This is a genomic window from Streptomyces sp. AN091965, from assembly GCF_022698285.1.
In the GTDB taxonomy this organism is placed as follows: domain Bacteria; phylum Actinomycetota; class Actinomycetes; order Streptomycetales; family Streptomycetaceae; genus Streptomyces.
Genome location: NZ_JALDMY010000001.1, coordinates 2585783 through 2610822 on the forward strand (window position 1 = coordinate 2585783; position 25040 = coordinate 2610822).

26 protein-coding genes are annotated in these 25040 nt (G+C 72.0%); 10 read left to right on the plus strand and 16 right to left on the minus strand.

The annotated features are described in order from the left end of the window. Window positions 1–455: 455 nt before the first annotated feature. The gene (locus tag MQV74_RS10535) at window positions 456–1097 is read right to left on the minus strand and encodes a DNA-3-methyladenine glycosylase (protein WP_242716181.1); all 642 of its coding nucleotides are present in this window, start codon (window positions 1095–1097) and stop codon (window positions 456–458) included. Between the two features lie 201 nt (window positions 1098–1298). Here MQV74_RS10535 and MQV74_RS10540 point away from each other — a divergent pair, with 201 nt between their 5' ends. From MQV74_RS10540 to MQV74_RS10550, 3 genes are all read left to right on the plus strand, one after another. Continuing rightward, window positions 1299–2081: a sporulation protein gene (locus MQV74_RS10540; RefSeq protein ID WP_242716183.1), complete on the plus strand. Its 783-nt coding sequence runs from the start codon at window positions 1299–1301 to the stop codon at window positions 2079–2081. 104 nt (window positions 2082–2185) lie between these two features. Then, window positions 2186–2725, plus strand: a complete 540-nt coding sequence (locus MQV74_RS10545) for a YbhB/YbcL family Raf kinase inhibitor-like protein (RefSeq protein WP_242716185.1) — start codon at window positions 2186–2188, stop codon at window positions 2723–2725. Between the two features lie 155 nt (window positions 2726–2880). Further along, window positions 2881–3387: an HNH endonuclease gene (locus MQV74_RS10550; protein WP_138958911.1), complete on the plus strand. Its 507-nt coding sequence runs from the start codon at window positions 2881–2883 to the stop codon at window positions 3385–3387. A 66-nt stretch (window positions 3388–3453) separates the two neighbouring features. On the opposite strand, the gene MQV74_RS10555 is transcribed toward MQV74_RS10550, so the two are convergent. The 3 genes from MQV74_RS10555 to MQV74_RS10565 form a co-directional block, all read right to left on the minus strand. After that, window positions 3454–4401, minus strand: a complete 948-nt coding sequence (locus tag MQV74_RS10555; protein WP_242716188.1) for an SPFH domain-containing protein — start codon at window positions 4399–4401, stop codon at window positions 3454–3456. Window positions 4402–4548: 147 nt separating this feature from the next. Then, entirely contained in the window at window positions 4549–4977 is a 429-nt protein-coding gene (locus MQV74_RS10560) for an NfeD family protein (protein ID WP_242716190.1), read from the minus strand. A gap of 48 nt (window positions 4978–5025) precedes the next feature. Continuing rightward, window positions 5026–5817, minus strand: a complete 792-nt coding sequence (locus MQV74_RS10565) for an ABC transporter ATP-binding protein (RefSeq protein ID WP_138958914.1) — start codon at window positions 5815–5817, stop codon at window positions 5026–5028. A gap of 132 nt (window positions 5818–5949) precedes the next feature. Here MQV74_RS10565 and MQV74_RS10570 point away from each other — a divergent pair, with 132 nt between their 5' ends. Beyond that, the gene (locus MQV74_RS10570) at window positions 5950–6753 is read left to right on the plus strand and encodes a hypothetical protein (protein WP_242716192.1); all 804 of its coding nucleotides are present in this window, start codon (window positions 5950–5952) and stop codon (window positions 6751–6753) included. Between the two features lie 400 nt (window positions 6754–7153). On the opposite strand, the gene MQV74_RS10575 is transcribed toward MQV74_RS10570, so the two are convergent. The 4 genes from MQV74_RS10575 to MQV74_RS10595 form a co-directional block, all read right to left on the minus strand. After that, entirely contained in the window at window positions 7154–7396 is a 243-nt protein-coding gene (locus MQV74_RS10575) for a chaplin (RefSeq protein ID WP_278194122.1), read from the minus strand. A 110-nt stretch (window positions 7397–7506) separates the two neighbouring features. Beyond that, window positions 7507–7752, minus strand: a complete 246-nt coding sequence (locus MQV74_RS10585; protein ID WP_242716194.1) for a chaplin — start codon at window positions 7750–7752, stop codon at window positions 7507–7509. A 195-nt stretch (window positions 7753–7947) separates the two neighbouring features. After that, the gene (locus tag MQV74_RS10590) at window positions 7948–8622 is read right to left on the minus strand and encodes a response regulator (protein WP_242716196.1); all 675 of its coding nucleotides are present in this window, start codon (window positions 8620–8622) and stop codon (window positions 7948–7950) included. After that, the gene (locus MQV74_RS10595; RefSeq protein ID WP_242716197.1) at window positions 8615–9760 is read right to left on the minus strand and encodes a GAF domain-containing sensor histidine kinase; all 1146 of its coding nucleotides are present in this window, start codon (window positions 9758–9760) and stop codon (window positions 8615–8617) included. Before MQV74_RS10595 ends, MQV74_RS10590 begins: the two co-directional genes overlap by 8 nt. A gap of 280 nt (window positions 9761–10040) precedes the next feature. Here MQV74_RS10595 and MQV74_RS10600 point away from each other — a divergent pair, with 280 nt between their 5' ends. From MQV74_RS10600 to MQV74_RS10610, 3 genes are all read left to right on the plus strand, one after another. Continuing rightward, complete coding sequence (locus tag MQV74_RS10600) at window positions 10041–10742, plus strand: SDR family NAD(P)-dependent oxidoreductase (RefSeq protein WP_242716199.1); 702 nt, start codon at window positions 10041–10043, stop codon at window positions 10740–10742. Continuing rightward, window positions 10739–11794, plus strand: a complete 1056-nt coding sequence (locus tag MQV74_RS10605; RefSeq protein WP_242716201.1) for an S-adenosylmethionine:tRNA ribosyltransferase-isomerase — start codon at window positions 10739–10741, stop codon at window positions 11792–11794. Before MQV74_RS10600 ends, MQV74_RS10605 begins: the two co-directional genes overlap by 4 nt. Before the next feature lie 322 nt (window positions 11795–12116). Then, the gene (locus tag MQV74_RS10610; RefSeq protein WP_242716210.1) at window positions 12117–12806 is read left to right on the plus strand and encodes a transglycosylase SLT domain-containing protein; all 690 of its coding nucleotides are present in this window, start codon (window positions 12117–12119) and stop codon (window positions 12804–12806) included. Between the two features lie 136 nt (window positions 12807–12942). On the opposite strand, the gene MQV74_RS10615 is transcribed toward MQV74_RS10610, so the two are convergent. Further along, on the minus strand, window positions 12943–15585 hold the full coding sequence (locus tag MQV74_RS10615) for an ABC transporter ATP-binding protein/permease (protein WP_242716212.1): 2643 nt from the start codon (window positions 15583–15585) through the stop codon (window positions 12943–12945). A 308-nt stretch (window positions 15586–15893) separates the two neighbouring features. On the opposite strand from MQV74_RS10615, the gene MQV74_RS10620 reads away from it, so the two are divergent. Beyond that, window positions 15894–17636 (plus strand): streptophobe family protein, encoded by a 1743-nt coding sequence (locus tag MQV74_RS10620; RefSeq protein ID WP_242716214.1) that lies wholly within the window; start codon window positions 15894–15896, stop codon window positions 17634–17636. Between the two features lie 412 nt (window positions 17637–18048). Next, on the plus strand, window positions 18049–19317 hold the full coding sequence (gene serB / locus MQV74_RS10625) for a phosphoserine phosphatase SerB (RefSeq protein WP_242716216.1): 1269 nt from the start codon (window positions 18049–18051) through the stop codon (window positions 19315–19317). Between the two features lie 81 nt (window positions 19318–19398). Here serB and MQV74_RS10630 read toward each other — a convergent pair whose 3' ends face one another. From MQV74_RS10630 to MQV74_RS10640, 4 genes are all read right to left on the minus strand, one after another. Beyond that, the gene (locus tag MQV74_RS10630) at window positions 19399–19917 is read right to left on the minus strand and encodes a SixA phosphatase family protein (protein WP_242716218.1); all 519 of its coding nucleotides are present in this window, start codon (window positions 19915–19917) and stop codon (window positions 19399–19401) included. A 129-nt stretch (window positions 19918–20046) separates the two neighbouring features. Then, the gene (locus MQV74_RS10635) at window positions 20047–20268 is read right to left on the minus strand and encodes a hypothetical protein (RefSeq protein ID WP_242716220.1); all 222 of its coding nucleotides are present in this window, start codon (window positions 20266–20268) and stop codon (window positions 20047–20049) included. Window positions 20269–20459: 191 nt separating this feature from the next. Further along, a complete protein-coding gene (locus MQV74_RS40745) occupies window positions 20460–20576 on the minus strand; it encodes an SGM_5486 family transporter-associated protein (RefSeq protein ID WP_107065829.1) in 117 nt (38 codons plus the stop codon). A 166-nt stretch (window positions 20577–20742) separates the two neighbouring features. After that, complete coding sequence (locus MQV74_RS10640; RefSeq protein ID WP_374120606.1) at window positions 20743–22140, minus strand: CynX/NimT family MFS transporter; 1398 nt, start codon at window positions 22138–22140, stop codon at window positions 20743–20745. 149 nt (window positions 22141–22289) lie between these two features. Here MQV74_RS10640 and MQV74_RS10645 point away from each other — a divergent pair, with 149 nt between their 5' ends. Next, on the plus strand, window positions 22290–22970 hold the full coding sequence (locus MQV74_RS10645; RefSeq protein WP_242716224.1) for a FadR/GntR family transcriptional regulator: 681 nt from the start codon (window positions 22290–22292) through the stop codon (window positions 22968–22970). 13 nt (window positions 22971–22983) lie between these two features. Here MQV74_RS10645 and MQV74_RS10650 read toward each other — a convergent pair whose 3' ends face one another. The 3 genes from MQV74_RS10650 to fabG form a co-directional block, all read right to left on the minus strand. After that, window positions 22984–23379, minus strand: coding sequence for a hypothetical protein (locus tag MQV74_RS10650; RefSeq protein WP_242716226.1), 396 nt, complete (start codon window positions 23377–23379; stop codon window positions 22984–22986). A gap of 119 nt (window positions 23380–23498) precedes the next feature. Next, window positions 23499–24269 (minus strand): enoyl-ACP reductase FabI, encoded by a 771-nt coding sequence (gene fabI / locus MQV74_RS10655; protein WP_242716228.1) that lies wholly within the window; start codon window positions 24267–24269, stop codon window positions 23499–23501. A 5-nt stretch (window positions 24270–24274) separates the two neighbouring features. Then, a complete protein-coding gene (gene fabG / locus MQV74_RS10660) occupies window positions 24275–24994 on the minus strand; it encodes a 3-oxoacyl-[acyl-carrier-protein] reductase (RefSeq protein ID WP_242716230.1) in 720 nt (239 codons plus the stop codon). Between the last annotated feature and the right edge of the window lie 46 nt (window positions 24995–25040).

Sequence of the window (25040 nt, forward strand, 5' to 3'; positions counted from 1 at the left end):
GTGGGAGGACTTTTTCAAAGGAACCTCGCCACTAGACATGATGTCCAGTAGACGGGGTATCAACATATCTGGCGTTGACTTTTGGCACGCTGTTGAGTTCTCAAGGAACGGACGCTTCCTTTGTACTCACCCTCTCGGGCTTTCCTCCGGGCGCTTCCCTTCGGTATTTCGTGTTTCCAACCCTACCAGATCCGTTTTCCGTTCCGTTCCCGGTTCGGATTTCATTTCCGGTGGCCGTTGGAGGGCCTTTGCCTTTCGGCGTGGTCACTACTTTAGCGGATTCTCCCGGCGACTCATAATCGAGTCTGCGGATTCGAATTTCGGCATGCGGACATGCGAAATAAGACCCCGCGAAGGGGAAGTCGTAGGTAGTGGTTGGCCGCTTCCGGCTGCAGGCTGAATGCCGTACCCGGGTCAAGCGGCTCGGGCCACATTACGGACCTGCCAACGCCACGTCAAGTTCGTCGGCGCCGGGGCGTATGGGCCCGATAAGGGCTGACCGTGGGGTCGTTGGCCGCCCAGAAGCGCCAGGGGTGGACGCCGCCCTCACCGCCGACTCCGGTTCGGGGTCCGTTCTTGACCTGGTCGGGGTGGGTGGGCGTCCCGGTGAGGAGACTGAGCGGCGCCTCGGGGCCCGCGCAGAAGTCGGCACCGTTGAGAGCGCGGTCCACGTCGAGGGCCGTGGCCAGGCGTGCGGGCCCTTTGGCCAGTTCCTTGTCGTTCCGGGCCGAGAGTCGACGTTTGCGGGCCAGCTCGGCGCCTTCGACCACCTCGCCCGCGCGCAGCAGCACCCCGCTCGCGGTGCCCTCCGGGCCGCACACGACGTTGAGGCAGTGCCACATGCCGTAGGTGAAGTACACGTACGCGTGTCCGGGCGGGCCGAACATCACGTCGTTGCGAGCGGTACGGCCCCGATAGGCGTGCGAGCCGGGGTCCACCTCCCCCGCGTACGCCTCGACCTCCGTCAGGCGCAGCTCGATCGGGCCGTCCGGGGAGGCGCGCACGAGGATGCGGCCGAGCAGGTCGGGCGCCACCTCCAGGACGGGCCGGTCGAAGAACTCTCGGGGCAGGGGCGTACGGTCAGGTCCCGCGATCATGCCGAACGAGCGTAGTGCACCGGATGTGTGCGGGTTCGGCGCGCAGGGCGGGCGGAGCCTGGCCCGAGGGTCTTCTCGCCGCGAGGGTGGGGACGCGAGGGTGAGAGCGCGGAACCACACGCGCGCTGGTCGCGTTTGTACGGATCGAAGTCGACGATCCGATCGAATCAAGCCACAGGCAGGGTCCTGGGGAGGAGAGTCATGGGGTTCAAGAAGCTCCTTGCGAGTCTGGGTGCCGGCGGCGCGTCCGTCGAGACGGTGCTGACCGAGGCCAACGTCGTGCCGGGTGGTGTGGTCCAGGGCGAGGTGCGCATCCAGGGCGGCTCCGTCGACCAGCGGATCGAGGGACTCTCCGTGGGTCTGCAGGCCCGGGTCGAGGTCGAGGGCAACGACCAGGAGTTCAAGCAGGACATCGAGTTCACCAAGCAGCGCCTCGGCGGGGCCTTCGAGTTGAAGGCGAACGCGGTGCACGCGGTGCCGTTCGGGCTCGACATCCCCTGGGAGACGCCGATCACCCACTTCGCCGGGCGCGAGCTGCACGGCATGAACATCGGCGTGACGACGGAGCTGGCGATCGCCCGTGCCGTGGACTCCGGTGACCTGGACCCGATCCACGTCCACCCGCTGCCCGCGCAGCAGGCCGTCCTCGACGCCTTCGGGCAGCTGGGCTTCCGCTTCAAGAGCGCCGACATGGAGAAGGGGCACATCCGCGGCACGCGCCAGAAGCTGCCCTTCTACCAGGAGATCGAGTTCTTCCCGCCGGAGCAGTACCGCGGTCTGAACCAGGTCGAGCTGAGCTTCGTCGCCGACGACCGCGAGATGGACGTCGTCCTGGAGATGGACAAGAAGCCCGGCCTGTTCAGCGAGGGCAGCGACTCCTACAAGTCGTTCACGGTCGGTCTCCACGACTTCCAGGGCACGGACTGGGCCGCGTATCTGAACACGTGGCTGTCCGAGGTCGGCAGCCGGCGCAACTGGTTCTGAGGCCTAGGCTCGGCAGCGCGGCGACCGTCGTCATCGCGGACGGTCGCCGCGGTGCAGAACCGTTGTCTGTACCGATCAGTCCCTACCGATCAGGAGGTGCCTACGTGGCCGAGGTCAACAGGCCGCCGCTGCCGCACGACTTCCACCCGCCCGTGCCGTCGTTCACGGTCGCGAGCACGGACTTCGTGGCGGGCGCGACGCTGCCGGACGCTCAGGTGTACGCGGCCGGGAACACATCGCCGCAGCTGCGGTGGGAGGGGTTCCCGGCGGAGACGAAGAGCTTCGCCGTGACATGCTTCGACCCGGACGCCCCCACGGGGAGCGGATTCTGGCACTGGGTCGTGTTCGACATCCCGGCCTCGGTGACCGAGCTGCCGACCGGCGCGGGCACCGGCAAGTTCGACGGCCTGCCCGAGGGCGCGGTCCAGGTGCGCAACGACTACGGGACGAAGGACTTCGGGGGCGCCGCCCCGCCGCCCGGTGACCCGGCGCACCGCTATGTGTTCACCGTGTACGCGGTCGACCAGGAGGAGCTGGGCCCTGACGCGGACGCCACGCCCGCCGTGGTCGGCTTCAACCTGCGGTTCCACACGCTCGCGCGGGCGCACGTGGTCGCCGAGTACGCGGCGCTCGCGGAGGACTAGCACCCGCCGACCGTTCATGGAACGTTTGCCCGCCCCTGGTCTTGGAAGTGATCAGGGGCGGGCATCTTTTATTGCGTTGTCCATCCCGGCGCGCCCGGCCAGAGTTGATCCAAGCCCGCCAGGGGGTGGGCCGGTGCACACGGGAGGTGGGCGAGATGCGAGACACGCTGGTCCTGAACGCAAGCTTCGAGCCGCTGTCGACGGTGACGCTGAACCGCGCCGTCGTGCTGGTCCTCCAGGACAAGGCCGTCGTGGAGCACGCCCACCCCGGGCTGCGGATGCGCGCCGCCGACCTGGATCTTCCGGTGCCCCGGGTGATCAGGCTCTGCCGGTACGTACGCGTGCCGTTCCGAAGACGCGCTCCGTGGTCACGGCGCGGTGTGCTGGTGCGCGACCGGCACCGCTGCGCGTACTGCGGCAGGCGCGCGACGACCGTGGACCACGTGGTGCCGCGGTCCCGGGGTGGCGCGGACAGCTGGCTGAACACGGTGGCGTCGTGCGCGCTCGACAACCACCGCAAGGCGGACCGGACGCCGGAGCAGGCGGGGATGCCCCTCCTCCGGCAGCCGTTCGAGCCGACGCCCGCCGACGCGATGCTGCTCGCGCTCGGGCGCGAGGACCTGGAGGCCCTGCCCGACTGGCTGGGACAACCGGCCGCCTGAGTGCCGGTACGGGGCTGGGGCCGCACTCTTCGAAGAGTGCGGCCCCAGCCCCGTACCGTACGCGCGTCAGTCGATGGGCGGCTGTTCGCGGCGCTCCACGCTGCTCGGGGTCTTGGGGGCGGCGGGGCCGCCGCCACCGATGGGGCCGAAGTTGCCGAGCGCGCCGCCGAGGCCCTTGAGGGCGTCGCCGATCTCGCTGGGCACGATCCAGAGCTTGTTGGCGTCGCCCTCGGCGATCTTCGGGAGCATCTGGAGGTACTGGTAGGACAGCAGCTTCTGGTCGGGGTCGCCCGCGTGGATGGACTCGAAGACCGTGCGGATGGCCTGGGCCTCGCCCTCGGCGCGCAGTGCCGCGGCCCTGGCCTCGCCTTCGGCGCGCAGGATCGCGGACTGCTTCTCACCCTCGGCGCGCAGGATCTCCGACTGCCGGACACCCTCGGCCTGGAGGATCGCGGCGCGCTTGTCACGGTCGGCGCGCATCTGCTTCTCCATCGAGTCCTGGATGGAGGTGGGCGGCTCGATGGCCTTGAGCTCGACGCGGTTGACGCGGATGCCCCACTTGCCGGTGGCCTCGTCGAGGACGCCGCGCAGGGCCGCGTTGATCTCCTCGCGGGAGGTCAGGGTCCGCTCCAGGTCCATGCCACCGATGATGTTGCGCAGGGTGGTGACGGTGAGCTGCTCGATCGCCTGGATGTAGCTGGCGACCTCGTACGTCGCGGCGCGGGCGTCGGTGACCTGGTAGTAGATGACCGTGTCGATGTTCACGACCAGGTTGTCCTGGGTGATCACCGGCTGCGGCGGGAAGGGCACGACCTGCTCGCGCAGGTCGATGCGGTTGCGGATGGAGTCGATGAAGGGGACGACGATGTTCAGGCCCGCGTTCAGGGTGCGGGTGTAGCGGCCGAAGCGCTCCACGATGGCGGCGCTGGCCTGCGGGATGACCTGGATCGTCTTGATCAGGGCGATGAAGACCAGCACCACCAGAATGATCAGGACGATGATGATTGGTTCCATCGTGGTTCCCCACTACCCTTCGTGCTTCGGCTTTTCCGGAGGATCTTGGCGATCTCGCTGCGAGTCTGTCAGAACGCCGCCTGCCCCGTGAGGGGTTCCGATCACCCGGCGGCGTCGTGCGGCGGCCCGGCGGACGGCTTCGCGCCGTCACATGACGACGGCGGTCGCTCCGTCGATCTCGACGACGTCCACCTGCTGGCCGACCTCGAAGGTCTGCTCGGTGTCGAGCGCGCGGGCCGACCACACGTCACCGGCGAGCTTGATGCGGCCCCCGGAGCCGTCGACCCGCTCCAGGACGACTGCGGACCTGCCTCTCAAGGCGTCGATTCCGCTGGCCAGTTCGGGCCGTTGGGAGCGGTGCCGGTTGGCGATGGGCCGTACGACGGCGATCAGGGCGACGGAGACGGCGGCGAAGACGATCGTCTGCGCCGCGACTCCGCCGCCGACGGCCGCGGTCGCCGCGGCCGCCACGGCGCCGACGGCCAGCATGCCGAACTCCGGCATCGCGGTCATTACCAGCGGGATTCCCAGACCGACCGCGCCGATCAGCCACCACACCCATGCGTCGATGTCCACATAATCATGGTAGGGCCGCGGCTCCCGTTACGGACAGGGCGTACCGGGTCAGCCGAGCGGCAGGCCCTGCGCGCTCCAGCGGTCGCCCCGCTGCTCGACGACCAGCGGCAGGCCGAAGCAGAGCGAGAGGTTGCGCGAGGTCAGTTCGAGCTCCAGGGGGCCCGCGGCGAGGACCTCGCCCTGGCGGATCATCAGGACGTGCGTGAAGCCCGGGGCGATCTCCTCGACGTGGTGCGTGACCATGATCATCGAGGGGGCGATGGGGTCGCGGGCGAGGCGGCCGAGGCGGCGCACGAGGTCTTCGCGGCCGCCGAGGTCGAGGCCCGCGGCGGGCTCGTCGAGGAGCAGCAGCTCGGGGTCGGTCATCAGGGCGCGGGCGATCAGGGTGCGCTTGCGCTCGCCCTCGGAGAGGGTGCCGAACCGCCGGTCCAGGTAGTCGCTCATGCCGAGGCGGTCGAGGAAGGCGCGGGCGCGCTGCTCGTCGACGTCCTCGTAGTCCTCGCGCCAGCCCGCGGTCATGCCGTACGCGGCGGTGAGGACGGTCTGCAGGACGGTCTGGCGCTTCGGCAGCTTGTCGGCCATGGCCATGCCGGCCACGCCGATGCGCGGGCGCAGCTCGAACACGTCGACCTTGCCGAGCTGTTCGCCGAGGACGGTGGCGGTGCCCTTGCTCGGGAAGAGGTAGCTGGACGCGACGTTGAGGAGGGTGGTCTTGCCCGCCCCGTTCGGGCCGAGGATGACCCAGCGCTCCCCCTCCTTGACCGACCAGGAGACCTGGTCCACCAGAGCCCGGCCCTCGCGGACCACGGATACGTCCTTAAGCTCCAGTACTTCGCTCATGAGCGCGGTCTCTCCCATTGCAGTCTCGGCTGTCGCGGCGTCCGTGGATTTCGCTGTGGACGCAGCCCCCGGATAAAACCTACGCCACTGGCCGACCGTTCCCGTGCTGAGGCCGGTCCTTAGGCTGTGTGCATGCTCTCGGAACCACGCTCAGGACGCTTGGCCGCATGGGGAAACGCCCTTTTGGCCGGACTTGTTTCACCGGACGACGCGGTGCACGCGATCGTGGGTGACGACGCGGTGCACCGCGTCGAGGGGCTGCCCGGGGAGGCGGCGCCCGTCGGTCTGACGCTCGCGCTCGGGCGGCTGCGGGGGCTCGGCGTGACCGGGTTCCGGGTGGCGCTGCCCGTACCGGGCCATCCGCTGGGGCTGAGCGGGCCGCCCGACTTCAACGCGCGGGCGCTGGAGGCCGAGGAGGCCGTCGTCGCGTCCGGCGCGGCGTTCGGTCTCGTGCCCGAGGTGTACGAGGCCGGGCCCGAGGAGGCCGCGGACGCCGAGGACGTCCACGTGGAGGTCGTGTGGCACTGCCTGCCGGTGCGGGAGGCGCCGCCCGCCGACGTGCCGTCGCTCGGTGAGGCGGAGCGGGAGCTCGCGGAGGCGATGCGGGAGGCCACGCGGGTGCTCTCGCGGCTCGACGTGGCGGCTTCGGGGCCGCTCGCCGAGGCGGCGCTCGACGCCTACCGGGCGCGGGCGGAGCGGGGCCGCGAGCTCCTCGCACCGGGGTATCCGCCGCGCGCGGTACGGGTGTTGGAGCTGGCGCAGCGCGTGGGCCTGCTGGTGTCGATGGCTTACGACCACGGGCACGGCGGGGCCGTGAGCGCCTCGGAGATGGCGGCACGAGCGGGTGCCCTACAGCCCGTGGAACGGACGGCTCGACGGGCCCAGGTCGCCGCGTACAACGCGTACGTCGAGGTGTTGGAGGGCGGGCGGGGGTAGGGGAGCCTTTGCTGCCGGAGCGTTGGCGCGGGGCGCACGTGGGGGGCGTACGCGCGGGGCGGATGCCCCAGGGGGCGGATCTGCGGGGCGGATGCCCGGCGGAAGCAACGCGGGGCGTCGCCGTGGGTGCGGATGCGGGGGGGGATCTAGCGCGGGCAGACGCGCGGGGGCGGACGCGCGGGGGCGGACGCCGGGGGAAGCAACACGAGCAGATGCGCGCGGGCGGACACGTGGCGGCGATCGTGCGGAGCGTCAGCGCGGGGGCGGATGCGCAGGGCGCCTACGCGGGGCGCGTGCCGAAGAACCAGCGCGGGCGGACGCTCGGCGGCGGATGCGGGGTGGACGTGCGGGACCCCGCGGACCGGGGTCCGCGGGGTCCTGGGCCCGTGGGTGTCGCGCGTCAGTGGTTCGCCGACTGGTTGCCGAACGCGGGGTTCAGGATGCCGACCACGTTCGCGCTGTTGCCGGTGGCGTTCACCGGGATGTGGATCGGGGCCTGCACGAGGTTGCCGGAGCCGACGCCCGGGGAGTTCTTGGCGTTGCCGTCGGCGAGGGCGTCGGTGGCGGAGGCGGCTCCGGCGGAGGCGCCCGCAGCGATGCCGGCGACGGCTACGGCCAGGGCGGCCTTCTTGGCGATGCTCATGGGTGTGTTCCTTCTGGTGGCGCTGGTGGCGGGGGCCCCGGCCGTGCGGCCGGGGGCTGTGCGGGGTGACACCGACGCGCGCGGCCGGGGGGAGGCCGCGCGCGAGCGGGTCAGACGTTCTCGCAGACGTTCCCGAAGGTGGGGTTCAGGATGCCGACGACGCTGACGCTGTTGCCACAGGCGTTCACCGGGATGTGCACCGGGGCCTGGATCAGGTTGCCGGAGACGACACCCGGGGAGTTCTTGGCCTGGCCGTTGGCGTCGGCGCCACCGTGGGCGGAAGCCATACCGGCACCGGCGACCAGCAGGCCACCCGCCATCATCGTGATGGCCGCGGCCTTCTTCACGTTCTTCACTGCTGAGACCCTCCTAGCGGAAGCTGCGGCTGAGGCGCCGCAGCACGCACTGGAGAACGGCCGCGCACCCCGGGGGATGCGCCATCCGGGGGACATCCACACGACGGTATGAATCTCAGCCCGGAACGCGACGGTCCGTACTGACCGCGCCCGGTGTGCGCCCGGGGCGCTCGCCGCCCCGGCGCACCAGGGAATTCAGCCCGCCACGCCGTGGCGCACGGCCCAGAGGGCGGCCTGGGTGCGGTCGGCGAGGTCGAGCTTCATGAGGATGTTCGACACGTGCGTCTTGACGGTCTTCTCGGAGAGGACCAGGGCGCGGGCGATCTCGCGGTTCGAACGGCCGTCCGCGATCAGGCCGAGCACCTCGCGCTCCCGCTCGGTCAGGGAGCCGCCCCTGCCCTGCGAGTTGTTGGCCTCTTCCTGGGACAGCAGGGCGCCCGCCACCTCGGGCTGGAGCAGGACGTGTCCGGCGTGCACGGAGCGGATGGCTCCGGCGAGGGCGTCGGGGTCCACGTCCTTGTACACATAGCCGGCGGCGCCCGCGCGCAGGGCGGGCACGACCGTGCGCTGCTCGGTGAAGCTGGTGACGATGAGCACGCGCGCGGGGTTGGCCAGCTCGCGCAGCTTGCGCAGGGCTTCCACGCCGTCCATGCCGGGCATCTTGACGTCCATCAGGACGACGTCCGGCTTCAGCTCCTCGGCGTGCGCGACGCCTTCGGCGCCGTCCGAGGCCTCGCCGACGACCTCGATGTCGTCCTGGATCTCCAGGAACGTGCGCAGGCCGCGGCGCACCACCTGGTGGTCGTCGACCAGGAGCACCCGGATCCGCCGTGTGACCGGGGCGGGCACCGCCCCTTCGTTCTCAGCCACCGGGAACCTCCATCTCGATCGTGGTGCCCTTGCCGGGCTCCGATGCCACGGTCAGCCGTCCGCCGACCCCGCCGGCCCGGTCCCGCATGGAGACCAGGCCCAAGTGCCGCCCGGCGCGGCGCGTCGCGCGCGGGTCGAATCCCTTGCCGTCGTCCGTGACGCGCAGCACCGCGCCCGTGCCGTGCCGCTCCAGGGCGACGCCCACGCACTCGGCCTCGGCGTGCCGCAGCGCGTTGTGCAGGGCCTCCTGGGCGACGCGCAGCATGGCTTCCTCCTGGGCCGCGGGCAGGGCGCGCACGCCGGTGCTGGCGAAGGTGACCGTGGCCGAGTGGGCGCGGTCCAGGACCTGGACGTGGGTGCGCAGCGTGGCGACGAGGCCGTCCTCGTCGAGGGCGGCGGGGCGCAGCTCCACCACGGCCGCGCGCAGCTCGTCGGCCGCCTCGGCCGCGAGCGCGGCCACCTGCTGGAGCTCGCCCTTGGCGCGGGCCGGGTCCCGGTCGACCAGGGCGGTGGCCGCCTGGGCCGTCAGGCGCAGCGAGAACAGCTTCTGGCTGACGGCGTCGTGCAGCTCGTGGGCGAGCCGGGAGCGCTCCTCGGCGATGGTCAGCTCGCGGCTGCGCTCGTACAGCCGGGCGTTGGTGAGGGCGATCGCCGCGTGCTGGGCGAGGATCGAGAGCAGTTCCTCGTCGCCCTCGTCGAAGCCGCAGCCGCCGGTGGGCTTCGAGCAGTTCTTGTTGGCGAGGAAGAGGGCGCCGAGCGTCTCGTCGCCGTGCCGGATGGGCAGGCCGAGGAAGTCGGACATGTCCGGGTGGGCGGACGGCCAGCCCTCGAAGCGGGGGTCCTCGCGGACGTCGGCGAGCCGCTCCGGCTCGGCCTTCTGGAGCATCGCGGCGAGGATGCCGTGCTGGCGCGGGAGCGGGCCGATGGCCTTCCACTGCTCTTCGGTGACGCCGTCGACCACGAACTGGGCGAAGCCGCCGTGGTCGTCGGGGACGCCGAGTGCCGCGTACTCCGCGGAGAGCAGCTCGCGGGCCGAGACGACGATCGTCTTGAGGACGTCGCGCACCTCCAGCTGGCTGCTCATGGCGAGCAGGGCCGAGCTGACCGCGTACAGCCCGGACCGGGGACCTTGACTCATGCGCCCACCGTACCGGCGGGGTGTGACAGGCCGTATCCGACCTGTGGCGGCAGGGGGGTAGGGCGCTGGGACTAGGTCGTGGGGCCCTCGATCCCCCGTCGTAGGACGGGCCCGGCGCCTTAGGCCGAAGGGCCCCGGAACGTCCCTCCTGGCGTACGAGGCGCCGGGGCGGGGTCCGTTCCTACGGTGAGGCCACCGGCCGCGGCACGGGTGCCGGACGGGCCGTGCGCACCGACGGACGCAGCAGCGGGACAGACCAACGGGACGAAGGGGGCAGGCCATGCCGGTGGCGATCATCACGGGGGCTTCGAAGGGACTGGGGCGGGCGCTGGCGGCGGCGCTCGCGGGGCGCGGCTGGGACCTGGTCCTGGACGCGCGGACGGACGCGGTGCTCCAGGAGGCCGCGCGGGAGCTCGGCGGCCGTGGCGGGCGCGTGCGCGCCGTCGCGGGGGACGTCACGGACGCCGGGCACCGCACCGCCCTGGTGGCGGCGGCCCGCGCGTTCGGCGGGCTCGACCTGCTGGTGAACAACGCGAGCGCGCTCGGCGCCGAACCGCTGGTCCGCCTGGAGGCGCATTCCCTCGACGGCCTGCGGCGGGCCCTGGAGACGAACGTGGTGGCCGCGCTGGGCCTCGTCCAGGAGGCGCTGCCGCTGTTGCGTGCCTCGCGCGCGGGCGGGGCGGTGGTCGACGTCAGCTCCGACGCGGCGGCGGAGGCGTACGAGACGTGGGGCGGGTACGGGGCGTCCAAGGCGGCCCTCGACCAGCTGACGGCGGTGCTCGCGGCGGAGGAGCCGGGGCTTCGGGTGTGGGCCGTCGATCCGGGCGACATGCGTACGGACCTCTATCAGGCGGCGGTGCCGGTCGACGACGCCTCGGGGCGGCCGCTGCCGGAGACGGTCGTGCCCGCGTTCCTTCGGCTGCTGGACGAGCGTCCGGCGAGCGGGCGGTACGCGGCCCCGGCGCTCCTGTCGGTGTCATGACGGTCTCGGTGCGGGTGCCCGAGGGCCTGCACGCGGCGCTGCCGGTGGAGCGGCGGGGCCGCGGTCTGCGCCGGGATTCCGTACGGCTGCTGGTGTCGCGGGGCAGCGCGGTGTCGCACCACGCGTTCACGGAGCTTCCGGAGCTGCTGCGGGCCGGTGACGTGCTGGTCGTGAACACCTCGCCGACGCTGCCCGCGGCGGTCGACGGACGGATGGGCCACGCGCGCGTAGTGGTGCACTTCTCGACGCTCGGGCCGGACGGGCGGTGGGCCGTGGAGCTGCGGGAGCCCGATGGGAGGGGCACCACCCGCGCGCGGGCGGGCGGGCCCCGGGGAGCGGTGGTCGAGCTCCCCGGGAAGGTGGGCCTGGTCTGTGAGGAGCCGCTGAGCGCGGACAGCGGGCGGCTGTGGTGGACGCGGGCGGCCGTGGACGTGCCGCGGCTGCTGCGCCGCCACGGGCGGCCCATTCGTTACTCCTATACGGAGCGGGACCAGCCGCTGTCCGCGTACCAGACGGTGTTCGCCGTGCCGTCCGCCGACGGCACGGGGAGCGCGGAGATGCCGAGTGCGGCGCGGCCGTTCACCGCGCGCCTGGTGACGCGGCTCGTGAGCCGGGGCGTGCAGTTCGCGCCGGTCCGGCTGCATACGGGGGTGGCGTCACCGGAGGCGCACGAGCCGCCGTACCCGGAGCGGTACGAGGTTCCGGAGTCGTCGGCGCGGCTGATCAACGCGGCGCGGGCGGGCGGGGGCCGGGTGATCGCGGTCGGTACGACGGCCGTGCGGGCCGTGGAGTCGGCGGCCGGTTCCGACGGGGCGGTGCGGGCGGCGGCGGGGCGCACCGGCCTGGTGGTGACGCCGGAGCGGGGCGTGCGGGTGGTGGACGGGCTCCTCACCGGCCTGCACGAGCCGGAGGCCTCGCATCTGCTGATGCTGGAGGCGGTGGCGGGCCGGGCCGCCGTGGAGCGGGGTTATGCCGAGGCGGTACGCCGTCTCTACCTGTGGCACGAGTTCGGCGACGTCCACCTCCTCCTCCGGGAGGAGTTTGCTCACTGAGAGCATTGCTTCAGCAACTGATGGTGAAACTGTTACGCGTCCGATGTGAGCCCGCGCATAGGACGCACATCACGTACGAAGCACCTTAGTGGAGGACAGGACGCAGTAAAGGAAGGCTAAGCGCGGGTCTCGGCGCGGGCCGCCGACCCCCCGGTCCACTATCGCGGATCGTACGTCGCAGCTTTGCCACCGAATTTTGCGCCCGCTAAGAATTGCTCCCGTCGCTCGGCGCCGCGGTCCTCGCACCGCGGCGTTTTGCCGGTAGCAACACGTCCCCCGCCGGTGCCAGAGCGGCCTCCCGATACGAAGAGGTCCACTCCGCATGTCCAAGCGCACCCCCTCTGGTCATAGTCGCTCGACCCTGACCAAGGCCCAGAAGTTCTCGATCGCCGGTGTCGCCACGCTCGGCGCCGCCGCCCTCGCCTTCTCCATCGCGCCGGGCAGCTCCCAGGCCGAGGCCACGCGGACCGAGGCCCTCGGCGCCCACGCCGCCGCCTGGTCCGTGCCCGCCAAGACGCAGCAGGCCGTGCACGAGAACGTCAGCAAGCAGCAGGCCAACGCCGACAAGCAGGCCAAGGACGCCGCCGCGAAGAAGAAGGCCGAGGACGAGGCCGCGGCGAAGAAGAAGGTCGAGGAGGACCGCAAGGCGAAGGAGGCCGCGAGCCGCGCGGCCGCGCGCAAGCCGGTCTACGCCAACAACCTCGACGGCTGGATCCGCCAGTCCCTCGACATCATGAAGAGCAGGGGCATCCCCGGCTCGTACGAGGGCCTGCACCGCAACATCATGCGCGAGTCCACGGGCAACCCGAACGCCATCAACGGCTGGGACATCAACGCCCAGAAGGGCACCCCGTCGATCGGCCTGCTCCAGGTCATCCAGCCGACGTTCAGCGCGTACCACGTCGAGGGCACCTCGACGAACATCTACGACCCGGTCGCCAACATCACCGCCGCCGCCAACTACGCGGCCCACCGGTACGGCTCGATCGACAACGTCAACGGCGCCTACTGAGCCGCACCTCCAGGACCGGACCTCCCCCGAGGCCGAGCTCACAGACGCCGAAGGGCGGCACCCCGTGCGGGGTGCCGCCCTTCTTCGTGTGTCCGCTCCGCGCGGCTGCGCGCGAGGCGCGTCCGCGCGAGCGGTGCTACTTGCGCATGACCTCCGGCTCGTGGCGGCGCAGGAACCGGGCCACGAGGAAGCCGCAGAACGCGCCGAGGGCGAGCAGCGCGGCCATGTCCATGACGTAGGCACCGCCCTCGTGGTCCCACAGCGGGTCGGTGCTGCCCGGGTCGTCCGGGTTGGGGCTGATCCTGTTGAAGTCCAGCGTGCTGCCGGCGGCGGCCACCGCCCAGCGCGAGGGCATCAGATACGAGAACTCGTTGACGCCGACCGTGCCGTGCAGGATGAACAGACAGCCGGTGAACACGACCTGGATGATCGCGAACATGACCAGCAGCGGCATGGTCTTCTCGGCGGTCTTCACCAGGGCCGAGATGATCAGGCCGAACATCATCGAGGTGAAGCCGAGACCCATGATCGGCAGGGAGAGTTCGAGCAGCACCTGGCTGCCGAGGACCAGGCCCTTCTCCGGGATCTCCCGGGTGGAGAAGCCGATGGCGCCGACCAGGGCGCCCTGGAGCACCGTGATCATGCCGAGGACGATGACCTTGGACATCAGGTACGCGGAGCGCGACAGGCCGGTCGCGCGCTCGCGTTCGTAGATCACCCGCTCCTTGATCAGCTCACGCACGGAGTTCGCGGCGCCCGCGAAACAGGCGCCGACCGCGAGGATCAGGAGCACCGTCGTGGCCGTGCCGTTCGGGATGATCTTGCCGGTCTTCGGGTTCACGACCGGCAGCAGGCCCTTGTCCGGGTCGATGAGCAGGCTGACCGCGCCGAGCACCGCGGGCAGGATCAGCATCAGCGCCATGAAGCCCTTGTCGGACGCGATGACCGACACATAGCGGCGGATCAGGGTGATCAGCTGTGAGCCCCAGCCCTGCGGCTTGGGCGGCTTGATCGCCTGCGGCGGCGGCATGTGTACGGACTGCGCGGCGACGGCGTCGATGTCCGCGGCGTACATCTGGTAGTGCTGCGAGCCCTTCCAGCGGCCCGCCCAGTCGTAGTCGCGGTAGTTCTCGAAGGCGGAGAAGACGTCGGCCCAGGTGTCGTAGCCGAAGAAGTTCAGGGCCTCCTCGGGCGGACCGAAGTACGCCACCGAGCCGCCCGGCGCCATCACCAGGAGCTTGTCGCACAGGGCCAGCTCGGCCACGGAGTGCGTGACGACGAGGACCGTGCGGCCGTCGTCGGCGAGCCCGCGCAGGAGCTGCATGACGTCGCGGTCCATGCCCGGGTCGAGGCCCGACGTGGGCTCGTCCAGGAAGATCAGCGACGGCTTGGTGAGCAGCTCCAGGGCGACCGAGACGCGCTTGCGCTGGCCGCCGGAGAGGGAGGTGACCTTCTTGTCCTTGTGGATGTCGAGCTTCAGCTCGCGCAGGACCTCGCCTATGCGCTGCTGGCGCTCCTGGTCGCTGGTGTCGGCGGGGAAGCGGAGCTTGGCCGCGTACTTGAGCGCCTTGTTGACGGTCAGCTCCTTGTGCAGGATGTCGTCCTGCGGGACCAGACCGATGCGCTGCCGCAGCTCGGCGAACTGCTTGTACAGGTTCCGGTTGTCGTAGAGGACGTCGCCCTGGTTGGCGGGCCGGTAGCCGGTCAGCGCCTTGAGCAGGGTGGACTTGCCGGAACCCGACGGGCCGATGACCGCGATCAGGGACTTCTCCGGGACGCCGAAGGAGACGTCCTTGAGGATCTGCTTGCCGCCGTCGACCGTGACGGTCAGATGGCGTGCGGAGAAGGAGACGTCACCGGTGTCGACGAACTCCTCAAGACGGTCCCCGACCAGGCGGAACGTGGAGTGACCGACGCCGACGATGTCGTTCGGGCCGATCAGGACCGTCGACGCCTTGGCGATCGGCATGCCGTTGACGTACGTGCCGTTGTGCGAGCCGAGGTCGCGCAGTTCGAAGCGGCCGTCGGGCGTCGAGGTGAACTCGGCGTGGTGTCGTGAGACCTGGAGGTCGGAGACCACCAGCTCGTTCTCCAGGGCGCGGCCGATGCGCATCTTTCGGCCAAGCGCGAACTGGTGGTACGTGGTCGGGCTGCGGTCGCCGTAGACCGGCGGGGCCCCCGCCGCGCCACCGGGTCCCACGCCCGCGCCCGGGCCCTGCTGCGGTGGCACCTGCGCGTGCTGCGGCTGCGGCGCGTGGTGCTGCGGCGCCTGCTGCCAGGCCTGCTGCTGCGGCATCTGCTGCTGGTGCTGCTGATACTGCGGCGCCTGGTGCTGCGGCTGTGCCGCCCAGCCCGGAGCCTCCTGATGGCCGGGTCCTGCCTGGCCAGGGGCCTGCTGCGGCGGCGCGTGCGCGGCCTGCGGCGGGGCGTGCTGCGTCTGCTGCTGCGCGCCCGGCGCGGACATGGCAGCGGCGGCGGCGCCGGGCGCGCCGCCGGAGAGGACGAGCTGCGGCCCGTCCGTCGCGTTGCCCAGATGGACGGCCGACCCGGGGCCGATTTCCATCTGGTGGATCCGCTGCCCCTGCACGAAGGTGCCGTTGGTGGAGCCGTGGTCCTCGATGACCCAGCTCCGGCCGCTCCAGCTGATCGTCGCGTGCCGCCAGGAGACCCTGGCGTCGTCGAGCGCGATGTCACCCTGCGGATCGCGTCCGAGGGTGTAGGTCCGGGACGCGTCGAGCGTCCAGGACCTGCCATTCAATTCCAGTACGAGTTCCGGCACTCCATGCCCCACTGAGTTGTCCCCCGAGTTGCCCCCATCTATGGGGAGTCTAGGGATGTCGAACATCGGGAGGAACTATTTCAGGCGGAGGCCTCTGACCGAAAGTCGGGCCTTGTGAAGACTGCGTACGGGCCACTATGACTGCCCCGTTGACGGGGCAGATATCGCCTCGGAAAGTGGTAAGGGCTCTCAGCGAGTACGGATCACGAGCATGCCGCACATATCGACCATGTCACCCATGTCGTCGATGTCGCCCCTGCCGTGCGTCCGCGGGCCGAGGGCGACGCGCGGCGAGCTCGGGGGGTCTGATGGTGAGCGGCGGGTACGAGGGCGGGCGGCGGAGCGTGCCCTGGGGGGACGTGCTGCTCTCCGCGATCGCGGCGGTCAGCTGGGCGTTGATCGGCATGGCGGGGACGGCGGCCCTTGGTCTGCACCTGCTCGGCGCGGACGCGGCGGCGTCGCTCGGGCCGATGACGGCGGCGGCGATCGCCCTGGGCGTCGGCGGCTCCATCACCCCATCCGGTGATGTGTCGGCCTTCGGCCTCAAGGGTGCCGAGGCGACCACGGCCATTGACGTCGCGCCCTTGGGCGTGGGTCTCGCCGGGGCGGTCCTCCTCTCCTACTTCTTTTTACGTTCCCTGCGCGGCGCGGGAGTTGTGATCTCGCCCGCCGAACTCGCGGCGCGCGCCGGTGCGGTGATCGCCCTCTTCGTCGGGATGCTCGGCGGACTCGCCTGGGCCGGTCACGACATCATCACGATCAACGGCGAACAGCTGGGCATCGACAAAGGAATTGACAAGGGAATCGACAAAGGCCTCGGTGACCTTCCCGGCGGCATCGGCGACCGGATTCCCGACGGCCTCAAGGACATCGGCGGCATCGGTGACATCGGCGGGCTCCTGCCCGACCGGCTCCGCGACCTCGTCGAGGCGAAGGCCGCGGTCGGCTTCACCGTCGACACCGGAGCCACCCTGCTCGGTGGCGCGATCTGGTCGGTCGTGGTGCTGCTCATCGCGCTGCTCGCGTCCCGCCGGACGCCGCTGCCGCCCGGCCTCGACGTCGTCCACCGGCTGCTGCGGCCCGCGGCGTCCGCCCTCGTCGCGGTCGTCCTGATGGCCGTCGTCGCGGGGCTCGCCGCGGCCGCGTACGCGGCGATCGGCGACGACCACCCCAAGCGAGTCATGGGCGGCGCGCTCCTCGGCACCCCCAACGGCGTCTTCCTCGGCCTGCCCGTCGGTCTCTTCGTCCCCTACGACGGCGAGGCCTCGGGCGCCCTGACGCGGTTCCTGCCGGACCCGGTGGACGATCTGCTGAGCGGCTCCGACAAGCCCCTGACGCTGGGGCGGCTCGCCGAACTCGACGGCCGGGTGTGGCTGCTCGGGGTCGCGACCGCGGTGATGATGCTGTTCGCGGGGGTGCTCACGGCGGTACGCAGTCCGCTGGTGCGGGAGGCCTCGGGGGCCTCAGGGGCTTCGGCCGGGGCCTCTTCTCGGGGTACCGCCGGGTTCGTCGCGCGCTGCGCGCTGACGCTCGGGGCGGTCACGGCGGTGGCCCTGCCGCTGATGGCTTGGCTGACCGGGGTGTCCGCGGACGCCTCCCTCTCCGTCCTCGGCTTCGACGCGTTCGGGGCCGGGCTCGAACTGCACGGGAACCTGACGCTCGCCGCGCTCCTCGGCGCGGCGTGGGGCGCGGGGGCCGGGGCCGCCGGGGCGCTGCTCGCGCGGGCCACCGGGGCGGCGGGGGGCCGGGTGGCGCCGCTGGCCTCGGGCTCGCAGGCCCCGTCGGCCCCGGACGACGTGGGGCCCTACCGGCAGAGCACGCCCTACCGGCCGCCGCGGGCCGAGACGAACCCGTACTTGCGGGTGCCGGACGGGGGGCCTGTCCCTGGGGCGGGTGGGTCGCCGCCCGGCAGCGGGGCGCCGACCGTCGCGAGCCCTGTACCACCGCCGCCGCCGGACGAGGCGAAGCGGGGGCGGCGGGGGGCGCGGGAGTGGCCTGTGCCGCCGCCTCCCCCACCGCCGCCACCGCCGCCACCGAAGCGGAGGCCCTGACCCCACGCCGCGCTCCGCGCGTCCGGGGCGGTCCCACCCACCCGCAAAACTTCAGCAGGACGCCCGCGCGGATCCGGGTGGGCGGGAAGCACCCGCCGCACCAACGACGGCGCCACCCACCGAGCCACAGCGCTCCACGTCGGGGCCGGACCTCGCACGGCCGTAGCGATGCGGGTGGGCGGGAAGCACCCGCCGCACCAACGGCGGCACCCACCGAGCCACAGCACCCGGGAGGGGGAGCCGAGCAGCCCGCGCGGCAGCGACGGCACCCCCGCCGAGCCGAGGAGTGACAGCAAGACGGGCACCGGGCGAGCACGGCGGGGCCGGGGGATGAACAAGGGGGCGAGGGGGTGTCCGGCAGCCGGACACCCCCGTCACCCGGCCCGCGCCGCCAGCTACCGTGGGGATCACCATGAGTGCCTCCACGCCCCCCGCGCCCTCCGGCGCCACCGCGCCGCCCGGCACCCCCTCGCCGGTGGGCGCCAACGCTGATCTCCCCACGCTGCTCGTCAAGATCTTCGGCAAGGACCGCCCCGGCATCACCGCCGGCCTCTTCGACACGCTCGCGGCGTACTCCGTGGACGTCGTGGACATCGAGCAGGTCGTCACCCGGGGCCGGATAGTGCTGTGCGCGCTGGTCACCGCGCCGCCGCACGGCCTCGAAGGGGATCTGCGGGCCACCGTCCACTCCTGGGCGGACTCCGTGAGCCTGCAGGCCGAGATCATCTCGGGCCGGGGCGACAACCGCCCGCGCGGCCTGGGCCGCTCGCACGTGACCGTGCTCGGCCACCCGCTCACCGCGGAGTCGACCGCCGCGATCGCGGCGAGCATCACGGGGACCGGCGGGAACATCGACCGCATCTTCCGGCTCGCCAAGTACCCGGTCACGGCGGTGGAGTTCGCGGTGTCCGGCACGGAGACCGAGCCCCTGCGCACGGCGCTCGCGCTGGAGGCCGCGGCGCTCGGCGTCGACGTCGCGGTCGTCGCCGCGGGGCTGCACCGCCGCGCGCAGCGCCTGGTCGTGATGGACGTCGACTCGACGCTGATCCAGGACGAGGTGATCGAGCTCTTCGCCGCGCACGCGGGCTGCGAGCCGGAGGTCGCGGAGGTGACGGCGGCCGCGATGCGCGGCGAGCTGGACTTCGAGCAGTCGCTGCACGCGCGCGTCGCCCTCCTCGAAGGGCTCGACGCCTCGGTGGTGGACAAGGTCCGCTCGGAAGTGCGGCTCACCCCGGGTGCGCGGACGCTCATCCGCACCCTCAAGCGCCTGGGCTACCAGGTCGGCGTGGTCTCCGGCGGCTTCACCCAGGTCACGGATGATCTGAAGGAACGTCTCGGCCTGGACTTCGCCCACGCCAACACCCTGGAGATCGTCGACGGCAGGCTCACCGGCAAGGTGACGGGCGAGGTCGTGGACCGCGCGGGCAAGGCCCGGCTGCTGCGCCGCTTCGCCGACGAGGCGGGCGTCCCGCTGGAGCAGACCGTCGCGATCGGCGACGGCGCGAACGACCTCGACATGCTGAACGCCGCCGGTCTCGGCGTCGCGTTCAACGCCAAGCCGATGGTCCGCGAGGCCGCCCACACGGCCGTCAACGTGCCGTTCCTCGACACCGTCCTGTATCTGCTCGGCGTCACCCGCGAAGAGGTCGAGGCCGCGGACATGCACCTGGACCACGAGTAGACCGCCGCTCCGCGTACGGGTCGGGCCCGGCACCCCAGGGGTGCCGGGCCCTTCGCACGGGTCGGCGGTTCCTGCGTGCCGCTAGGCGGACGGCGCCCAGTAGTCCACCAGCGTCGCCGTGCCGGGCTCCAGGCCCTTCCACGAGCCGGTGTACGTGAGGACGGCGAACGCCGAGGTGGGGAAGCCCCGGCGGTTCATCCGCACCTGGGCGTCGCCCTCGGCCTCTCCGGCCAGGACGTCGGCGAGGCCGTGGACGCCGGGGTTGTGGCCGATGAGGATCAGGTCGCGCACGTCGTCCGGGGTCTCGTTGAGCACGGCGATCAGCTCGCCCGGGGAGGCTTCATAGACCCGGTCCTCGTACACCGTCCGGGGACGCTGCGGGAACTCCTGGACGGCGAGCTTCCAGGTCTCGCGGGTCCTGGCGGCGGTCGAGCACAGGGCCAGGTCGAAGACGATTCCGGTGTCGGCGAGTTTGCGGCCGGCCACGGGGGCGTCCTTGCGGCCGCGCTCGGCGAGCGGACGCTCGTGGTCGGACACCTGGGGCCAGTCGGCCTTCGCATGCCGGAAAAGGACAATCCTGCGGGGTTCTGCGACGCTCATGCGTCCCAGCTTCGCATGAAACACGCCAACGGGCGCAGGGAGTTGGCGGGCTCCCCCGCCAGGGGTGACGGGGCGTTCACCAGGTGTCTCCTGAGGTGGTGGGCCCGCCCGCGACCAGGCACGGACGTGTCACTGGAGGGAGGCGAGGAGTACCCTGACGCGCTCGAAGAGGTGGGTGACCACGGGCTCGCCGCTGGCCGCGTGGGCGTCCACCGGGTTCAGTATCAGCAGGAGCAGGGCGGCGAAGGCGATCGCGGGCAGGGCGATGGCCCACCACGGGAGCTGGATCTCGACCGCGGCCGGCTCCGCCCGCTCTGCCGGGTCGCGTCGGGTGTGCGCACGGGCCGACATGCCGCCTCCAAGAACCTTCGAGTGCTCCGTGCCGCGTTGTCGCGGCCACATCTCGAAGGTACGGAGTCCCGGCCCCTCGGCCCATCCGGTGATCCACCCAGATAACCCTGACACTGGCCCCCTAGGGGATGGTGGGGCTAGCACCACCATCCCGCGGTGGAGGGCTGGTTCGCCGGTGATCCGGCGGGGCCTCAGGGCGAGGCGACGGACGCGATGATCCCGATGATCACGGTGATGGCCAGCATCGCGCCGAGCACGATGAGGAGCTTCTTCTGGCCGTTCTGGGGGTTCGGGTCGAGCACTGGCATGCCGCAAGTCTCCCATCCCGGGCCCGTGGACCCGCCGTCGGGGTGCGCGCGGACCCCGGCCGGGGTCGCCGACGCCCGCCCTCGGCCCGCGGGGACCCGCCCCGGCCCGCGGAGACCCGTCCTCGGCCCGCGGCGGCCCGCCCCCGGTGGCGGGCGGGCCGCCGGGTCAGGCCGCGGCCTTCGCCGCCACCTCGTCCTCGATCGTGCGGTCGCGGCCCGCCAGGAAGCCGACCGCGATCTGCGGCACCATCAGGCCCGCCATGAGCGCGAGCGGCAGACCCCAGCCCCCGCTGTGCTGGTAGAGCACGCCCACCAGGAGCGGTCCCGGAATCGAGATCAGATAGCCGGTGCTCTGCGCGAAGGCGGAGAGCTTGGCCACGCCCGCGCTGCTCCTGGCGCGCATGCCCACCATGGTGAGCGCGAGCGGGAAGGCGCAGTTGGAGATGCCGCACAACAGCGCCCACGCCCAGGCGCCGCCCGCCGGGGCGAGGTACAGGCCCGCGTATCCGGCGAGGCCGCAGGCGCCGAGGACGACCACGACGGGGCCCTGGTGGGGCAGCCGGGTCGCCACGCGCGGGATCACGAAGGCGAGGGGTACGCCCATGGCCATCGTGACGGCGAGCAGCACCCCTGCCTCGCTCGCGGGCACGCCGGCGTCCCGGAAGATCTGCGGCAGCCAGCCCATGGTGATGTAGGCGGCGGTGGCCTGGAGCCCGAAGAAGCAGGCGAGGGCCCAGGCCGTGCGGCTGTGGGTGATGCGCAGCGCGTCGTCCTCGCGCCGGACGGCGGCCGGGACCCGCTCGGCGGGGGCCGCCCCGGTGCCGCGCTCGCGCACCAGCGGCAGCCACGGCACGACGGCGACGACGGCGAGCACCGCCCAGACGCCGAGCCCGGTGCGCCAGCTGCCGCCGAGCGCGTCGGTCAGGGGCACGGTGACGGCGGCGGCCAGGGAGGTGCCGAGGGCGAGGGCCATCGAGTACAGGCCGGTCATCGAGCCGACGCGGTCGGGGAACCAGCGCTTGACGATGACCGGCATCAGGACGTTGCTCACGGCGATGCCCATGAGGGCGAACGCGGTGGCCGCCAGGAAGCCCGCGGTGCCGCCGATGAAGGGGCGGACCAGCAGGCCGGTGGCTATCGCGGCCATGCCCGCGCACACCACGGCACCGGAGCCGAAGCGCCGGGCCAGGCGCGGGGCCTGGCTGCCGAAGAGGGCGAAGCAGAGCGGCGGCACGGAGGTGAGCAGTCCCGCGAGGGTGCCGCTCATGCCGAGGCCGTCCCGCACCTCTTCGAGGAGCGCGCCGAGGCTGGTGATGGCGGGCCGGAGGTTGAGGGCGGCGAGGACGATGCCGACGACGATCAGTCGCGTCGCCCACGCGCGCGGGGCGGTCGTTCCACCCGGCTCGACCGGCGCGTCCGCGGCACCGCGCGCCGGTCCGCCGCCGTTCGCACCCGCCGGGTCCGCCGCGGCGGCAGCCTGCCGAACGGCCGCTCCGGCCGGGCCCGGTGGTGTCATCGTCCCGCGTGTCGTATCCGCTTCCTCACTGACCATGAGAGCCATCATAGAATCATGGGATGATTGCCTGTCCAATCCTGAATGGGCTCAGCGGGCTCAACGGGGCCGACGGGCTGATCGGGTCCACCAGGTCCCGCCCAGCGCACTGAGCCCGCCGTGCCCGACGACATCGCCGCCGACCTCGCCGAAGGATGCACATGCCGCTGACCACCCCGCGCCGCTCCGCGCTGTCCGAGCAGGTCATCGCCGCCCTGCGCAATCAGATCTCGTCGGGCGAGTGGCCGGTCGGCTCCCGCATCCCCACCGAGCCCGAGCTGGTCGAGCAGCTGGGCGTGGCCAGGAACACGGTCCGTGAGGCCGTGCGCGCCCTCGCCCACAACGGCCTGCTCGACATCCGGCAGGGCTCGGGCACGTACGTGGTCGCGACCAGCGAGCTGGCGGGCGTGATGCAGCGCAGGTTCGCCGACGCCGATCCGCGGCACATCGCGGAGCTGCGCGCCACGCTGGAGTCGAGCGCCGCGAAGCTCGCCGCCGAGCGGCGCACGGAGCGGGACCTGAAGCAGCTGGACACGCTGCTCGCGCGCCGCGAGGAGGCGTGGGCGTCGGGCGACGCCGAGGCGTTCGTGGCGGCCGACGCGACCCTGCACATGGCGGTGGTGGCCGCGTCCCACAACGACGTCCTGATCGCGCTCTACGCGGACCTGGGCGAGGTGCTGCGGGACTGGCTGCGCGAGGACATCGGCAAGGAGCTGACGCCGGCGGCGTACATGGACCACGGCCGTCTCGTCGAGGCGATCCGCGCGCGGGACGCGGACGCGGCGGCCGCCGAGGCGGCGAGCTACCCCTACCTGTGCCACCCGGAGCGGCTCAACGGCTGAGCGGCCCTTGGGGTCAGCGCTGGTGGCTGATCCACACCGAGCGGACCTCTTTCCAGCAGCGGCCCGCGAGCCGCACCGTCCTGGCGGGCCCGGCCGCGACCGGACGGCTGTCGCTGTCGATGTCCCACCACCGGTCGCACTCGACGTGCAACCGAAGCCGGTCGGTGTCGGGGTACGGGTTGTGGCAGTACGCGACGACGTGGGAGCCGACGACGTTGCTGCGGCACTCCGCGCCGAACGGCCGGTCCGCCGCGGCCGGGCGCGGGTCCGGAGCCGCGCTCGCGGGCCGCTCCTGGTCCCCCCGCGCGCGCTGCCCGGCCGCGTGGGACGCCGCGTGGGACACGGCGTCGTACGGCAGGGTGATCAGGAGGGCGAGCGCGGCGAGCGCCGCACCGGGTGACCAGCGCACACTCCAGGGTGCGCGGCCCGGCCCCGGCGCCGCCCGGTCAGCGGGGCCGAACGGGCGACGCCCCGCCCCCGCGCACTGCGGGAACGGGGCGTCGACGCGTCTGAGACGTCAGAGGGGGATCAGGCACCCATCATGTGCACGCCGCCGTCGACGTGGATGATCTCGCCCGTGGTCTTCGGGAAGAAGTCCGAGAGCAGCGCGACGATGCCGCGGCCCGCGGGCTCGGGGTCGGCCATGTCCCACTGGAGCGGGGAGCGGCTGTCCCAGACCTTGGCGAGCTCGCCGAAGCCCGGGATGGACTTGGCGGCCATGGAGCCGATGGGGCCCGCGGAGACCAGGTTGCAGCGGATGTTCCGCGGACCCAGGTCACGCGCCAGGTAGCGGTTGGTGGCCTCCAGGGCGGCCTTGGCCGGGCCCATCCAGTCGTACTGCGGCCAGGCGAACTGCGCGTCGAAGGTCAGGCCGACGACCGCGCCGCCCTCCTCCGGCATCAGCGGCAGCAGGGCCATGGTCAGCGACTTCAGCGAGAACGCCGAGACGTGCATGGCCGTGGCCACCGACTCGAACGGCGTGTTCAGGAAGTTGCCGCCGAGCGCGTCCTGCGGGGCGAAGCCGATGGAGTGGACGACGCCGTCGAGGCCGCCGAGCTCCTCGCGGACCACGCCCTCCAGGCGGGCGAGGTGCTCCTCGTTGGTGACGTCGAGCTCGATGACCTTGGCGGGCTTGGGCAGCTTCTTGGCGATGCGCTCGGTGAGCGTGGGCCGCGGGAAGGCGGTCAGGATGACCTCGGCACCCTGCTCCTGCGCGACCTTGGCAGCGTGGAAGGCGATGGAGGACTCCATCAGCACACCCGTGATCAGGATCCGCTTGCCGTCGAGAATTCCGCTCATGGTGATCAGTGACCCATGCCCAATCCGCCGTCAACGGGGATGACGGCTCCAGTGATGTACGAGGCGTCGTCCGAGGAGAGGAACCGCACCGTGGCGGCGATCTCCTCGGGCTGCGCGTAACGGCCGAGCGGCACCTGCGCCACGATGCCCGCGCGCTGCTCGTCCGTGAGCGCCTGGGTCATGTCGGTGTCGACAAAACCGGGCGCGACGACGTTGAAGGTGATGTTGCGCGACCCCAGCTCGCGGGCGAGCGAGCGGGCGAAGCCGACCAGGCCCGCCTTGGACGCGGCGTAGTTCGCCTGGCCCGCCGAGCCCAGCAGCCCGACGACGGAGGAGATGAGGACGACGCGGCCCTTCTTGGCGCGCAGCATGCCGCGGTTGGCCCGCTTCACGACGCGGAAGGTGCCGGTGAGGTTGGTGTCGAGGACGGACGTGAAGTCGTCCTCGGACATGCGCATCAGAAGCTGGTCCTTGGTGATGCCCGCGTTCGCGACGAGGACCTCGACCGGGCCGTGCTTCTCCTCGATCTCCTTGTAGGCCTGCTCCACCTGTTCGGTGTCGGTGATGTCGCACTTGACGGCGAGCACGCCGACGGCGGTGAGGTCCTTGGGCGGTTCACCCGAGCGGTAGGTGATCGCCACCTTGTCCCCGGCGTCGGCGAACGCGCGGGCGATGGCGAGGCCGATGCCCCGGTTTCCTCCGGTGACGAGAACCGAGCGGCTCAAGGGATCACCCTTCTCATTGACTGTGTGGTCTCCCGGAAACCTATCG